The organism is Streptomyces sp. NPDC053493, from assembly GCF_044544825.1.
In the GTDB taxonomy this organism is placed as follows: Bacteria; Actinomycetota; Actinomycetes; order Streptomycetales; family Streptomycetaceae; genus Streptomyces.
In genome coordinates this window covers 158,819-173,701 of the sequence record NZ_JBITXS010000009.1, presented here as the reverse complement: position 1 = coordinate 173,701, position 14,883 = coordinate 158,819, and the positions used below count along the sequence as shown (strand labels likewise).

General features: G+C 65.9%; 11 protein-coding genes and 1 pseudogene. 3 read left to right on the top strand and 9 right to left on the bottom strand.

Annotation, left to right across the window (positions count from 1 at the left end; all coding sequences use genetic code 11):
• Nucleotides 1–10: 10 nt before the first annotated feature.
• The 4 genes from tyrS to ACIGO8_RS24815 form a co-directional block, all read right to left on the bottom strand.
• A complete protein-coding gene (tyrS, locus tag ACIGO8_RS24830; RefSeq protein WP_399734640.1) occupies nt 11–868 on the bottom strand; it encodes a tyrosine--tRNA ligase in 858 nt (285 codons plus the stop codon).
• A gap of 123 nt (nt 869–991) precedes the next feature.
• On the bottom strand, nt 992–1,399 hold the full coding sequence (locus tag ACIGO8_RS24825) for a hypothetical protein (RefSeq protein WP_399734638.1): 408 nt from the start codon (nt 1,397–1,399) through the stop codon (nt 992–994).
• Nucleotides 1,396–3,528, bottom strand: coding sequence for an AAA family ATPase (locus tag ACIGO8_RS24820; protein WP_399734635.1), 2,133 nt, complete (start codon nt 3,526–3,528; stop codon nt 1,396–1,398). The genes ACIGO8_RS24825 and ACIGO8_RS24820 overlap by 4 nt, the downstream gene beginning before the upstream one ends.
• Before the next feature lie 231 nt (nt 3,529–3,759).
• Nucleotides 3,760–5,919: a DEAD/DEAH box helicase family protein gene (locus ACIGO8_RS24815; protein ID WP_399734632.1), complete on the bottom strand. Its 2,160-nt coding sequence runs from the start codon at nt 5,917–5,919 to the stop codon at nt 3,760–3,762.
• Nucleotides 5,920–6,493: 574 nt separating this feature from the next.
• Between ACIGO8_RS24815 and ACIGO8_RS24810 the strand changes: the two are divergent.
• Nucleotides 6,494–6,778, top strand: a pseudogene (locus tag ACIGO8_RS24810) (transposase); the annotation flags it as partial.
• Nucleotides 6,779–7,442: 664 nt separating this feature from the next.
• Here ACIGO8_RS24810 and ACIGO8_RS24805 read toward each other — a convergent pair.
• Nucleotides 7,443–8,771, bottom strand: coding sequence for a class I SAM-dependent RNA methyltransferase (locus tag ACIGO8_RS24805; protein ID WP_399734629.1), 1,329 nt, complete (start codon nt 8,769–8,771; stop codon nt 7,443–7,445).
• A gap of 227 nt (nt 8,772–8,998) precedes the next feature.
• The gene (locus ACIGO8_RS24800; RefSeq protein WP_399734626.1) at nt 8,999–11,050 is read right to left on the bottom strand and encodes an APC family permease; all 2,052 of its coding nucleotides are present in this window, start codon (nt 11,048–11,050) and stop codon (nt 8,999–9,001) included.
• 233 nt (nt 11,051–11,283) lie between these two features.
• On the opposite strand from ACIGO8_RS24800, the gene ACIGO8_RS24795 reads away from it, so the two are divergent.
• Together ACIGO8_RS24795 and ACIGO8_RS24790 are read left to right on the top strand one after the other, a co-directional pair.
• Entirely contained in the window at nt 11,284–11,952 is a 669-nt protein-coding gene (locus ACIGO8_RS24795) for a TrkA family potassium uptake protein (protein ID WP_046911473.1), read from the top strand.
• Entirely contained in the window at nt 11,952–12,629 is a 678-nt protein-coding gene (locus ACIGO8_RS24790; RefSeq protein ID WP_399734622.1) for a potassium channel family protein, read from the top strand. Before ACIGO8_RS24795 ends, ACIGO8_RS24790 begins: the two co-directional genes overlap by 1 nt.
• 158 nt (nt 12,630–12,787) lie before the next feature.
• On the opposite strand, the gene ACIGO8_RS24785 is transcribed toward ACIGO8_RS24790, so the two are convergent.
• The 3 genes from ACIGO8_RS24785 to ACIGO8_RS24775 all read right to left on the bottom strand — a co-directional run bounded on the left by ACIGO8_RS24785 (nt 12,788) and on the right by ACIGO8_RS24775 (nt 14,807).
• Nucleotides 12,788–13,636 (bottom strand): DUF3159 domain-containing protein, encoded by an 849-nt coding sequence (locus ACIGO8_RS24785; RefSeq protein ID WP_399734619.1) that lies wholly within the window; start codon nt 13,634–13,636, stop codon nt 12,788–12,790.
• 3 nt (nt 13,637–13,639) lie between these two features.
• Nucleotides 13,640–14,038 (bottom strand): OB-fold nucleic acid binding domain-containing protein, encoded by a 399-nt coding sequence (locus ACIGO8_RS24780; protein ID WP_356066235.1) that lies wholly within the window; start codon nt 14,036–14,038, stop codon nt 13,640–13,642.
• An 82-nt stretch (nt 14,039–14,120) separates the two neighbouring features.
• Nucleotides 14,121–14,807, bottom strand: a complete 687-nt coding sequence (locus ACIGO8_RS24775; protein WP_399734617.1) for a response regulator — start codon at nt 14,805–14,807, stop codon at nt 14,121–14,123.
• Between the last annotated feature and the right edge of the window lie 76 nt (nt 14,808–14,883).

Here is a 14,883-nt window from a genome sequence, read left to right as displayed (position 1 = left end):
TCCATACAACTCATCGTTGACTTCTCCCCCATACGTGGGTTTGGTTGTACAGACCGAGACCTCGAAGGGGCCCAACTTGACCGAATTTGCAGTTACGCGCGACCTCGACCCGATTTTCGCGCATGAGCCGCAGAGCACACTGCAGGTCATCTCTCTGGAGGTTTAGGAGCTGGTCCACGCCGCCCAATTCGACATCGGCGGTGATGGCCACGGAGTCCATGGCCATGACGACCGAGTAGACGAACTCGGCAACGGACAGGCCCTGCCCCTCCGCGAGCCGGGTGCGGAAGTCCTCACGCTGGAGGGACATGGACACCGGCACGCGGGCCAGGATTTCCACGAGCTGGGGCAGGCTGACCCTGTTGAGCCACTCGCCGTTGAAGTGCAGATCGGCTCGCGCGAAGTCGATGAACGGCGTCACCTGCTGCTGGTAGGTGCAGAGATTCCGCGCGATGTCGTCGTCGGTGAGAGCGGGGCGCTCGGACGAGCACCCGGACGGGTCGCCGATCTTCGCTGTGACGTCACCGATGATGAAGACGACATGGTGCCCCATGCGCTGGAACCGGCTCGCGATGATGAAGACGACATGGTGCCCCATGCGCTGGAACCGGCTCGCGATGATGATCGGCACCGCATGGCCGAGGTGTACGTCGGGGGGCGTCGGGTCGATGCCGTACTTGATGACGAACTTCCGACCTGCCGCCTGGGCGGCCGTGATCTTCTCCGCGAGTGCCTCGGCTGAGGGGATCATGTTGATCGCGCGCCCTTCGACCAGGGCCGCCTGCTCCCGAGGGGAGAGGTCGGAGAGGTCGAGAGAGCGCCGGTTAGTCAAGCTGGGAAGCCACCGGTTAGTGCGCGCCGCTGCCACGAAGCGAACCATCGGAATGCACCGCCCCCGCACCCGCCCACCTCGCCGTGTCCGCGAGTTGGCATGCTGAGACTCAAAGCCTCGGACAGCCCATGGCTACTCCTGTCTGCGGCGGTCGGTCTCTCAGCCGGTGGGGACTTCGATCGCATTGAGTAGCGCCAGGATCGGTTCGTTAGCACCCAAGCAACGGTCTGCCACCCACTCAAGACCGTAGTCCGCGTAGCTGGAAGCAAGTCTGATGACTTCTCGGGGCTGCGTGAGGACCGCCTCGCCCATTTCGGCTATCGCAAGCAGCTCAAGGTGGACGATCCGCCAATCGTCACTTGCGAAGATGGTGCCATCGGCGAACTTTCGAATTTCGCTCGCACGCTGACGCTTCTGACCATGTTTGACGCCGATACACAGGCCAAGCCACCATGCATCGATCATTCGTCCGACCGGCTTGCCAGGCCCAAAAAACTGGCTGATCTTCGAATGCAGATCCGCCGGCATGGTCAGCTCAACAGACGCGTATGGGCTCATACCGCTCACGCCACAGATTCCTCTCTGAACCGCAAGCCGAGATCATTGTCATGACGCCGCGCACAGATACTACACTGCTCTCGGTGGCTGCAGCCACAGTTGCGCGAATACGGCTCATCTTCAGCCCATTTATTCACGAGATCGAGCGGGTAGTGCTGGCTACACGACAAGGTGCCGAAGGCTCCGGCCCTCTCGTCCAGGATGTCTTCCACGCCGGCGATCTCGGATCGAGTCAATAGCAGCACCACTTGGTAGGGCGTTTCATCGGGTGCCGGAGGGCGTGTAATGGCTTCCACCATGCGCTCCTTGGTGGTACCTGAGACCATCCCTAGCGGAGTGTCAATGAACCGCGGCGCGACCGTACCAGCGACTTCCATGAGCGACCATACGAATGCGAGTGTCAGCGCTCGCTGGGAGGCGCCGTTTACTTCAAAGTCAGGATCAAGGCTATTGCCATGCTGCGACGAAACAACGATATCAAAATTGCTAGTGATCGACGTCGAAGTGATGACGCCCGTGGTATCACCATTGTCAGCACCGACAATTTCTTTAAACATGCCGTCAAGACGTTTCGAGACCCGCTCGACATAGGGCCCTTCAAGCTGACCCTGCACCGCCCTCGCCAAGCTGAGGAGATCCAGTCCGACATCACGCCTAATAGCAAGATCTCGCGAGATGCCAGCATTACGCTCGGCGTTCCTTTTCTCTTCGCGCTTCTGGTCACAGTCGTACTGCGCAGTCCCGCGGCGAGTGTCCAGGTTACCTAGCTTGAAGTTGACGTCGCTCTTTTTTCGGTCGAGTTCGGTAAGCTCTTCGGTGAGCTCTCGCACCCTGGCATCGTCGATCAGGGAACGGCGCTCCTTTACTGCATGCAAAGCAGTCGTTTTACTCCGCACCGATTCCGCCAGCTTTGCGTAGTCTCCCAGGACCTCGGCGCGAACTTCCGCGAAATCCTGCCTGTTTAGACTGCGTAGTGCCCTTGCACCGTACCGTAGCTCCGTGAGTCGCTCCGCGATCGCATCTCGGTCCTGTTGCTCGGCCAGCAGCTTCGAAACCTCATCACGATGAGTCGATCCTGGGTCCAACCTCTCCCCACAGATGCAGATGCCGAGCTCAAGCCGGTCTTCCAATATCTGCGTTGAGGTCTTCGGGATCTTGCGGAGGTCCTTCAGCTCGTCCAGGCGCGTCAGGGCCTGCCTCAGCGGGGCACCCGCAAGAGTCCAGGACAGGGCTTCACTGCGCAGAAGGCCCTTCATCCTGTCGAGGTTCCTTTGCTGATAGCCCTCTACTGAAGCCAGATCTTCATTTAGCCCCTGAATCTCTTGATTGATGGCATCAAGATCACCGATGCCTCGGATGGATTCAAGCTCGCGCGCCTTACGGGCCTGATCCCTCTCGATGTTTGCGAGCCGAACTGCATGCTTTTCGTAGTCCTCGTCGATCTCTTTGAGTGCCAGTTCGAGCTTTTCGAGCTCGCCCGTGACCTTTTCCAGCTTGCCGCCGGCATCCCGGGCCGCCTTGCGGTCGAGGACGGCCTGTACCGCCTCAATGTCAAGGACTGCCGTCCGGAGCTGACGGATTCCGAGAAGGCTCTCGATCGCAAGGTGGACCTTCTCCTGCCGCACCCGAGCTTCTTGCTTGCCGGTGATGAACTTCTGAACGTCATCCCCGTTCGTGAAGAAGATGTCCACGAGCCTCTTCGGCAGCCACTGTTGTAGCCACGACTCCGGCTGGTCAAGATCCTCATCGCCTGATGCGGTGAGCTTTGACAGCTTCACAACTTCCCGGCCACGCTCCACCGATCCAGCCACCTGGGGGGTTTCCTGAACATGTCGCGTGAGCCGGTAGTGCACCGTGCCGGCCTCGTCGGTGATATGGAAATCGAGAACTACCTCGATGAATACCGGCGATCCGGCAGGTGTCGCCTTGGACGACAGCCTGATATCTGTGGGGCTGGCGACGCTCTTAAGAGCGTCCATCCCATACAAACCCCAGATAATTGCATAATGAAGGGACGTCTTACCGGACCCATTCTCGGCGCGTATGACTGTCAGTGGTTTGGCAGGATCGATCGACAATTGGATATCGACGTCTTTGAGCAGCTTGAAATTATGGACTCTGATCCGCTGGATTCTCATTGGCCGCTTCCACCACCAAGCGAGGACGCGAAACTCCCTACCTTCTCCACGCGCTTGGTGATGAGTTCCTGCCGCTGCCGACTCGTTGTCATATGCTCCTGCTGTCTCGCGATCAGATCAAGCACCTCAATGAGATCCTCATGATATCCGTCGTACCGCAGCGGAAGCTGTCTCACCTCGACGCTCGCGATTTCTCGTATTCGGGGAGTTGTTGCCATTTACAGCCCCTACCTATAGTGCGGTCTCATACTTGGCGATAATCTCGCGAGGACCGTCGTGATCGTATTCATTTTCCGCCGTATCGGCAAACTCCCGCACCCTGGCAAGCTCCCCCTTCAATACAGAACGCGCAGCTGCCGTATCAGTCCGCGGTGGGACAACCAGGAAGTCATGAAGCTCTGCGATCTTCTTCCCGGGGGATTGACGAAGGATCCTCCCTCTCCTTTGAATCCACTCCCGCCGGACAGTACTCGACGCGAGCAGGTATGCCGTGTCGGTCTGCGGAATATCCACACCTTCGTCGAGGACTTTCATCGCCGCGAGGACCTGATAGTCGCCTTTACCGAAGCGTTCAAGATATTGAGCAGCACTCGAACTGGAGGTTTCCGTGTTCGTGTACTGGTGGAAGCGGATTCCGAGTCGGCGGAGCACGCCGTTGACAAGGTGTATCTGGGATGGCCCTGGCAACGCCACTGGCTTGGCAGACGTATACATAAGTGTCCGAGCAACGTTCTCGGGCCCACCCGTTTCCAGCAGGTGCTCAAGTGTGGGAATCTTGGCCTGGGCCTGTTCAAGGACGGCTCGGCGCTTACGCAAGAGATGCTCAACGTGAGCGTCATGACCGAAGTCCTTGCCATCATCAGCCGCTATAAACCCTTTGCGCTGCAGCTGGCGCGTCAGGTCCTCGTACTCGGCCATCTCCCGCTCGGTTAGCACGACCTCGTGGACGTAATAGTTGTACGGCGTCAAGCAGCCGGCGTTGATGGCGTCCCGAAGTGTGAACTCGAAAACCGGGGCGCCGAAGAACTCGAAGAGCGCCTCTGTGCCCTCGACATCGTACTGACGAGTCGGTGTTGCCGAGAGGCCCAGACGAGCGTTGAAGCGGTGTGGCGCCTTCGCCATGAAGCCAGCCGAGCCGAGGTTGTGTACCTCGTCACCGACGAGGACAGCGTGCACCCCGTCGGGGAGCTCGGCGATGAAGCTGCGCATGTCCTCGTCTTCAGTGAACAGCTTTTGAGTGCAGAGAATGACCGCCGTGAATGGATCTCGACCAGAGAGTCCCGCCCGGACCTCCTCAAGGAGGCCGCGGCGCCGCGGGCCTGTCATAGCAATCGGTTGAAACGGCTCGACTCCAAAACCTCTGACGGCTTCTGCCCATTGCCGTAGTAAGGGTGTGCTCGGAACTATGATCACGACCAAGACGGGTCCCCGATGCCTGTCCTGCTCGTGAACTGCCGCGATCAAAGCAGTCTGTGTCTTGCCCCCACCTGTAGCGATGGCCAGAATCCCTCTAGACCCATTACCCAGGAACGCAGCCACCGCGCGGCCCTGATGGCCGAACTTGCCAGTTCGCCAATCTATTTTCTCCGGAATCGTGAGGCGTCGTGGGCCAGCCACGTCGATCCCAGGTGGGAGTGGCGGCTCAAGGCCACGTGTATGGTCGGCGTGCCAAGATCGCCAGAAATCCTCGATTGACGGGGGCGCTGCTCCGGTATTCCGACCGTCGATCGCCCGCAGCCCGTCCTTGAGTTCGACGCACAGGACGTGAGGGCTTGTATTCGCCCACTGGCTGTCCCACCGCGCCGCGAGCTTCGTCACGCGCGCTTGCGAGGCGGAACCGTCGGTCCACGGCCGGTCGACACTCATTTGTTCGCCATTGACCAGCAGGCCCCGGGCTGTTGCGTTGCCTGAGCCGTGTACCGCGGCCCAGGTTGAACCCGAACGCAACAACCACAGCTTCTTGTGGTACATCCCTTGCTTCATCAGCGCAAAGCGGACCACCAGGCGGTTGGAGGCGACGAGGTACGCAAGGCAGTCGAGGGTGTGATGGACTAGGGCATGCTGCGACAGGGAGGCCTCTTCGAGCAGTCGATCTACAGCCACCTGAATCGCTGCCTGGGGCGCTAGCGCCCCTCGGGCAAGTGCGTCCCGGTCGGCGTCGCTGATTGAGGGGCTGATAAGCAACTCAATAGTGCCCTGACTCCGCTTGAGGAACGAGGCCAGACCAGGAGCAATCTGCGCCAGGCACTGCGAACTGAAGAAGCCCGCTCCGACTCGGACATGGTCTGCCACCGCCATGGCCGGGATCAGAACTTCACCGATCAGGTCGTCCTCAGGGATGTCGTACAGAGACTCGACATCAGCGAGAGTTACTTCGAACTCGCTCGTCACTGATTCACCTTGGCGTGGACACTGGCGATGCTCTTGCCAGGAGCTAGGAGAGCCCACGCGACTGTGCCACCAGCCGCACAGCGCTCTCTCTTACCCCCCATGGCCCCTCCGACCAGCAACCCGGTTGACGCAGCCTCAAGTATACGTTCACGGTGCTCTGCGCCGCCCTGGATCGGGGTTGCTGACCTGGACACCCGATGGATCCAGAACGGTGGGGGTGCCGGATCGCTGCGCGACGCGTGAGTGAACTGGCAGGGACGCTCATGGAACTTGTCGTCATCGCCATTGGAGTCGGTGCGGCTGTGAACGGTTTCCGTGCTGCTGTCGGATCACGGGCGTGAGGACGTTGAGGCAGTCTCCGGCGTCTCCTTTGAAGGCCGTGGAGCCTGGTAGGCGGGCGGCCGCCGGGAGGCGCCGGCGAAAGGCGTCGCGGTGACGGAGTTCGACCAGCGTGTGCGCGGGAACGTCATGTCCCCGATCGCCTCTCGCAGCGCGCTGTGGTTCACCGTCTTCACCAGCCGCTTCACCATGAGGGCTTCACTGCCTTCCCGGACAGCTCGCCTGTCAGGCCAGCCGGAAGGTCCATGTGACCGCCGACGGGCACCCGGGCTACCGCTGTAAGGCGGTCTGCTCATGGCTCACCAAAGGAGCCGCACGCATCGAGCTGCACCTGGTGTCCGGCTACAGCCCGGAGCTGAACCCAGACGAGATCTTGAATGCGGACCTCAAGCTGCATGTCCACGCCTCACGCACCCGCTCAGTCGTCGACCTCGAGCACGAGATCTGCCGCTACCAACGCCAACCAGTCATCGTCCCCGGCTACTTCCACGCTCACCGCGTCCGCTACACGCTCCAGTAGAGAACTGGACCACTGCAGTTCGATATTTGCGTGTGACGTCTGCCGAGGGGGCCCGAGGGAGTCGAGGGCACCGGCCGGCCAGGGCGGCGGGAACGCAAACACACCCTGCCTGGTCCGTGCTCTTCCACAGCTGGCCAAAGCCACCGCCTCGAGGACCACGTGCCTCGTCGCCGAAGGACCGGCAGCGGTCCCGGGCGATCGAGCGCCGGGGGTCGCGGACCGCGTAGAGGCTGTAGCAGTTGGATCGGCCGCCACCCAGATCAGTCTCAGAGAACTCCACACCGCCCGTCCCTCAGCGGCCGCACCGAGCTGCCCCTCAGCCGTCCAGGCCCAACGCACCGGGATCCGAGGCTCTTTCCGAACCCAGTCAAGCGAGACTCCGCCGGCCAATTCAACTACAGAGCGTGACTGAGCGGAGAAACCAAGAAACCATGGGGGACGCTGACAGAGCAGGGCGCGTACTTTCCAGCCACGCGAAAGCCACCTCCCCCGGCGGGCAACACAGCCTGCTCTGGAGGCGGCTTTCTGCATGACTAACCGTCAGGAACCCCATCCGGCGTGCGTCAAACGTGCGTCACGCGTGCCTCACGTGCGTCAGATTTGCGTCAAGATTTCGCCCGTAACGCGCGTAGGGCACATAACGCACACTTGACGAAACCGCAGGTCAGGCGCCCTTTTCAGCAGGCTCCAGGATCGCCACGCACTCCACGTGGTGCGTCATCGGGAACAGGTCGAAGACGCGCAGTGTGCGGACGCGGTAGCCGCCGGCGCGGAAGTAGGCGAGGTCGCGGGCCAGGGCGGCCGGGTCGCAGGCGACGTAGGCGATGCGGCGGGCGCCCAGGGCGGCGAGCTGGTCGACGGTGGGCTTGCCGGCGCCGGCGCGCGGAGGGTCGAGGACGATGAGGTCGACCTCGGTGATGCCGGTGCGCGGGAGGACGGATTCGACCTTGCCCTGTTCGATGCGGACGCGCGGGAAGTGGGCCAGGTTGTGGCGGGCGTCCTCGACCGCGCGCTTGCCGGACTCGATGCCGAGGACGGCGCCCTGCTCGCCGACGCGGTCGGCGAGGGCGCCCGCGAAGAGGCCGACGCCGCAGTAGAGGTCGAGGGCGGTCTCGCCCTTGCGCGGGGTCAGGCCCTGCATGACGGCCAGCATGAGGGTCTGCGCGGCCTTCGGGTGGACCTGCCAGAAGCCGCCGTTGCCGACGCGGTAGGTGCGGTCGTCGGCGCGCTCGCGGACGAAGGGGCGGCCGTGGACGCGGTGGACGCCGCCGTCCTTCTCGCCGACGCGCAGGACGGAGACCGGCTTGTCGAGCTCCACGATGGGCAGGCGGGCGCCCGGGCGCGGGGTCAGGATGACCTGGCGGTCCTGCGAGCCGGTCGCCGCGACGGCCTCGATCGAGGCCATGCCCTCCCAGGTGCGCTTCTCGATGCCGAGTTCCGAGACGCCCTCGGCGGCGATCATGCAGTGGTCGATGACCTCGACCTCGTGCGAGCGGTGCTTGCGCAGACCGGCGTGGCCCTCGGCGTCGACCGCGTACTGCACGCGGGTCCGCCACTGCGGGACCTGCCCCGCCGGGAGCTTGTCGCCCTCGGCCGGCATGACGGTGCCGTCCCAGCCGGCCTCCTCGGGCGTGAGGCCCGCGAGCCGCTTGAGCTGCTCGGCGACGACCTCGCCCTTCAGCCGGCGCTGTGCTCCCGGCTTGGCGTGCTGCCAGTCGCAGCCGCCGCACTTGCCGGGCCCGGCGAACGGGCACGGCGCCTCGATGCGGTCCTTGGAGGCCTCCAGGATCTCGACCGCGTCGGCGCGCAGGAAGCGGGAGGTCTCCTCGCCCTCGGTCACCCGGGCCCGGACCCGCTCGCCCGGCAGCGCGTGGCGGACGAACAGGACGCGGCCCTCCTCGGTGCGGGCGATGCAGTGGCCGCCGTGGGCCACCGGGCCGACCTCGACCTCGTACTCCTCCCCGACCAGCGAGGCGACAGGGGTGTTCTGCATGGGAGACAGCTCCAGGTACGAGAGGCGAGCGACGAGAAGGTGGGCCGCCGATCAACGGCAGCCCACCAGTCTAGTTCCTGTCGGCGGTCCTCATCGACGGGGCGCTTCGGCAACCCTTTACGACGGACCTCATCGACGGGGCGTCGGGACGGGCCTTTCGGCGGCCCCCCGCAAGCGGCCACCGCCGGCCGGGCCGCCGCCGGCCGGTCGCCGTCAGCCGGTCGCCCTCAGCCGCTCTTCGTCGCCGATTCCTTCTGGCGCTTCTCCACCGGTCCGCGGCGCACCGAGCCCGGCGCGTTCCACTCCTGGCGCTTCCTCGCCCGCTTCTTCGCGGCCTCGGAGGACTGGAGCTGGTACGGCACCGAGGTCACCATCACGCCCGGCGTGAACAGCAGCCGGCCCTTGAGGCGCAGGGCGCTCTGGTTGTGCAGCAGGTGCTCGTACCAGTGGCCGACCACGTACTCCGGGATGTAGACCGAGACCGCGTCGCGCGGGCTCTCCTGGCGGAGGTTCTTCACGTACTCGACGACCGGGCGCGTGATCTCGCGGTACGGCGAGTCGAGGATCTTCAGCGGCACGTTGATGCCGCGCCGCTCCCACTCCGCCTTCAGCGCCTTCGTCTCGGCCGGGTCGACGCTCACGGTCAGCGCCTCCAGCTCGCTCGCGTGCATGAGCTTGGCGTACGCGAGCGCGCGCAGCGTGGGCTTGTGCAGCTTGGAGACGAGGACGATGGACCGGACCCGGGACGGACGGACGTACTCGTCCGGCCGCTCCTCGGCCGCCGCGATCTCCGCCGCGACGGAGTCGTAGTGCTTACGGATGGCGGTCATCGTCACGTAGAAGATCACCATGCCGAGCAGCGCGACCCAGGCGCCGTGGGTGAACTTGGTGGCGAGGACGACCACGAGGACCAGGCCGGTGAAGAAGGCGCCGAAGGCGTTGATCGCGCGGGAGCGGATCATGTGACGGCGCTTGGCCGGTTCCCGCTCGCTCGCCAGGTGGCGGTTCCAGTGCCGGACCATGCCGATCTGGCTGAGCGTGAAGGAGACGAAGACGCCGACGATGTAGAGCTGGATCAGCCGGGTCGAGTCCGCTCCGTAGATCCACACCAGCAGGGCGGCGGCGCCGGCCAGCAGCACGATGCCGTTGGAGAAGGCCAGGCGGTCGCCGCGGGTGTGGAGCTGGCGCGGCAGGTAGCGGTCCTGGGCGAGGATCGAGCCGAGGAGCGGGAAGCCGTTGTACGCCGTGTTGGCGGCCAGGAAGAGGACGAGCGCGGTGGCGGCGGCCAGCAGGATGAAGAAGAAGGTGTCCTGGCCGAAGACGGCCGCGGCGACCTGCGAGATCACCGGGTCCTGGACGTAGCCCTCGCCGACCGGCTTGCCGCCCAGCAGCAGGTCCTCGGTCGGGTTCTCGGCCATCCGGACGTCGGTCGCCATGGCCAGGAAGATGATGCCGCAGAACATGGTGACGGCCAGGCCGCCCATGAGCGCGAGCGTGGTGGCGGCGTTCTTCGACTTGGGCTTGCGGAAGGCCGGGACGCCGTTGGAGATGGCCTCGACGCCGGTGAGCGCCGCACAGCCGGAGGAGAAGGCGCGCAGCAGCAGGAAGACCAGGGCGAATCCGGCCAGGCCCTGGTGTTCGGCCTTGATCTCGAAGTCGGCGGTGGGCGCGCGCATGGTGTCGTCGAGGACGATCCCGCGCCAGGCACCCCAGATGATCATGACGAAGACGCCGAAGACGAAGACGTACGTGGGGATGGCGAAGAGGCCGCCGGACTCCTTCACGCCCCGCAGGTTCATCAGCGTCAGCAGCACGATCACCGCGATGGCGGAGGCCACCTTGTGCTCGACCACGAACGGCACCGCCGAGCCGAGGTTCTCGATGCCGGAGGCGATCGAGACGGCGACGGTGAGGACGTAGTCGACGAGCAGGGCGCTCGCGACGGTGAGTCCGGCCTTCGGCCCGAGGTTGGTGGTGGCGACCTCGTAGTCACCGCCGCCGCTCGGGTAGGCGTGCACGTTCTGCCGGTACGAGGCGACGACCGTGAACATCAGGACCACGACGGCGAGCGCGATCCACGGGCTGAAGTGGTAGGCCGACAGGCCCGCGACGGACAGGACGAGAAGGACCTCGCCCGGCGCGTACGCCACCGAGGACAGCGGGTCGGAGGCGAAGACGGGCAGGGCGATCCGCTTCGGCAGGAGGGTCTCGCCGAGCTTGTCGCTGCGCAGGGCCCGCCCGATCAGGATCCGTTTGGGCACGTCGGTCAGTTTGGACACAACAGAGGATCGTAAGCGTTCGAAAAGGGCCGCGCCGCCACGACCCCCGATCCCCACCGAATCTCCCTGGTTACCACCTCCGGTGAGGTCGCTGCCACCGTTGCCGCATAAGCTCGGACCGGACAGCACGAGCCGCTGTCCGACCGGGTAGGTGGCCGAAACTGGCCAGGAAAGTTGTGATCAGGGTGTTTTCGCAGGTCAGCAAGGCGATCAGGAGTGCGGGGTAAGGGGACGTGCACATCGTCATCATGGGCTGCGGGCGAGTGGGAGCCGCTCTCGCGCAGACCCTGGAGCAGCAGGGGCACACGGTCGCGGTCGTGGACCAGGACCCGACGGCCTTCCGCCGTCTGGGCTCGGGTTTCGGCGGACGGCGTGTCACGGGCGTGGGCTTCGACCAGGACACGCTGCGCGAGGCGGGCATCGAGGAGGCGGGCGCCTTCGCCGCGGTGAGCAGCGGCGACAACTCCAACATCATCGCGGCGCGGGTCGCGCGCGAGATGTTCGGCATCGAGAACGTGGCCGCCCGGATCTACGACCCGCGGCGCGCCGAGGTCTACCAGCGCCTGGGCATTCCCACCGTCGCGACGGTCCGCTGGACCGCCGACCAGATGCTGCGGCGGCTGCTGCCGTCCGGCGCCGAGCCGCTGTGGCGCGACCCCAGCGGCGGCGTGCAGCTGGCCGAGGTGCACACCTCCCCGGCGTGGATCGGCCACAAGGTCAGCCGCCTCCAGGAGGAGACCGGCGTGCGGGTGGCGTTTCTCACCCGGCTGGGCGAAGCGATTCTGCCGACCTCGCAGACGGTCCTGCAGGAGGGCGACCTCGTCCACGTGATGATGCGGACGGACGAGATCGACAAGGTCGAGGCGGCCTTCGCCGAGGGTCCCGAGGAGGGCGGTCACTGATGCGTGTCGCTATTGCCGGCGCGGGCGCGGTGGGCCGTTCCATCGCGGGCGAGCTGCTGGAGAACGGGCACGAGGTCCTCCTCATCGACAAGGCGCCCACCGCCATCTCGGTGGAGCGGGTGCCGCAGGCGGAGTGGCTGCTCGCCGACGCCTGCGAGATCACCTCGCTGGACGAGGCGGCGCTGCAGCGCTGCAACGTGGTCATCGCGGCGACCGGCGACGACAAGGTGAACCTCGTCGTCTCGCTGCTCGCCAAGACCGAGTACGGCGTGCCGCGCGTCGTCGCCCGGGTCAACAACCCGAAGAACGAGTGGCTGTTCAACGAGGCGTGGGGCGTGGACGTCGCCGTCTCGACGCCGCGTCTGATGTCGGCCCTGGTGGAGGAGGCGGTGAGCGTCGGCGACCTGGTCCGGCTGCTGCGCTTCAGCCACGGCGACGCCAACCTGGTGGAGCTCACGCTGCCGCCGGAGTCGGCGATCGCCGGCACCCAGGTGGGCGACGTGGCCTGGCCGCAGGACACCTCCCTCGTCACCATCATCCGCGGCTCGCGCGTGCTCACGCCGAGCGCGGAGGAGACCCTGGAGGCGGGCGACGAGCTGCTGTTCGTGGCCGCGCAGGCGCGCGAGGAGCAGCTGGAGGACCTGCTGTCGGTCCGCCGGGAGACCACCGAGTCCTGAGGGCGCGGCATCACCGCGGCCGACGCTTCGTACCGGCGTACGGGCGTACGGGAGTACGGCAAGGGGCCCGGGACCTGTGACAGGTCCCGGGCCCCTTGGCGTACGCGGAGGGCGCGGTCGGTACGGGCCGGTGCGGGTCGCGGCGGCGCGTCCGGCGATCAGGCGTCGGTACGGCCCCGGGGCTGCGCCTGGGCCTCATGGGCCTCATGGGCTTCCTGGGCCTCGGCACGCTCCTGGGCCTGGGCACCGGCCTGGAGCCCGGCCCGGCGGGCCTTCTCGGCCTTCTCCTCCGCCTCCATCTCCGCGAACACGTCGATCGGCGGCGGAGCCTTGGCGAGGAACACCCAGGTCAGATAGACCGCGAGCAGGAACGGCGGGATCTTCAGCGCGACCGACACCCAGCCGAACTTGGTCGGGTCGGCCCACCAGTACAGCGGGAAGAGGACCGCGCACTTGCCGAGCAGGATCAGGCCCCAGGCCCAGCTGGCCTTCGCGTACGCCTTCTTGCGGCCCGGGTTGCGGGTGCGCCAGGAGAGGTTCTCCTTGAAGACCGGGCCGAGGATCAGGCCGATCAGGGGCACGCCGGCGAGGGTCGTGACGATGTACGCGAGGGCGAGCCCGAGCGTGTAGAGCATGCCCGGCAGGTAGAAGTCCTTGGCGTTGCCGGTCATCATCGCGAAGACGACGCCGAAGGCCACGCCGAAGACGCCGCTGAAGGCGTGCTTGACGGTGTCGCGGCGGATCAGCCGGACGGCCACGAGCACCAGCGACACCGCGAGCGCGGCGATCGCCGACACGTGCAGGTTCTTGTTGACCGTGAAGATCGTGACGAAGAGCAGGCCGGGCACGATCGTCTCGATCATGCCGCGCACCCCGCCGAAGGCCTCGAAGAGCGCGGCCTCGGTCACCGCCTTGTCGGCCTGCGCCTGCTGGTCGGGCGCCGGCTGGGCGGCGGCCGACGGGTCGGCGGGCGACTGGTCGGTGGTCGGCTTGTCGACGGACGTCACCGGCTACTCCTGTCCGAGCGGTCGGAGCTCGTATTTGGGGTTGAAGAGGACCCGCCGGCCGTGGCTCATCGAGATGCGGCCGGAGGCGATCAGCTTGCGGCCCGGTTCGATGCCCACGATGGACCGGCGGCCCAGCCAGACGACGTCCAGCGGCGCCGTGCCGTCGAACAGCTCGGCCTCCAGCGCGGGCACCCCGGCCCTGGGACGCAGGGTGACCGTGCGCAACGTACCAGTCACCTTGACTATCTCGCGGTCGGAACAGTCGGAGATGCGCGTGCACCCCGACGCCGCGGAGTCCTCCTGGAGCTCCACCGACTCCAGTTCCTCCTGGGAGGTGGAAAGGCGGTCGAGCATACGGCGGAAGCGCCCGGCCGGCTTCTCTGTACGCGGTGCAGCACTCATACAGAAAGCGTACCGGCCCTCGTCCCCACCGAACCCGGCCCCGGACCGGCCGCGGGAGCAGGTGGGAGCGGCGCTGGCGCACTCAGTGTTCGAAGCGGTATCCCATGCCCGGTTCGGTGACGAAGTGGCGCGGATGCGACGGGTCCTGCTCCAGCTTCCGGCGCAACTGCGCCATGTACACCCGGAGGTAGTTGGTCTCGGTGCCGTACGACGGGCCCCACACCTCCTGGAGCAGCTGCTTCTGGCTCACCAGCCGGCCGCTGTTGCGGACCAGGACCTCCAGCAGGTGCCACTCGGTCGGCGTGAGGCGGACGTCCCTGCCGGCGCGGTGGACCTTCTTGGCGGCCAGGTCCACCGTGAAGTCCTCGGTCTCGACGACCACGACGCCGTCCTCGCCGCCGCCGACCGGCTCGGCCCTGCGGACCGCGGCGCGCAGCCGGGCCAGGAGCTCGTCCATACCGAAGGGCTTGGTGACGTAGTCGTCGGCGCCCGCGTCGAGCGCCTCGACCTTCTCGTCGGAGGTCTGCCGGGCGGACAGCACGAGGATCGGCACCCGGGTCCAGCCGCGCAGGCCCTTGATCACGTCGACGCCGTCCATGTCGGGCAGGCCGAGGTCGAGGACGACGACGTCGGGGTGCCGCTCGGCGGCGAGCCGGAGGGCGGTGGCGCCGTCGGGCGCCGCGTCGACCTCGTACTTGCGCGCCTTGAGGTTGATCACCAGGGCGCGGACGATCTGTGGCTCGTCGTCGACCACCAGGACCCGGGTCATGAACAGCTGCCTTTCTTTCCTTTGGTACGAGGGGTGGTACGGGACGCCGGCGTCGGCCGGCCGGGGCCGCGGCCCG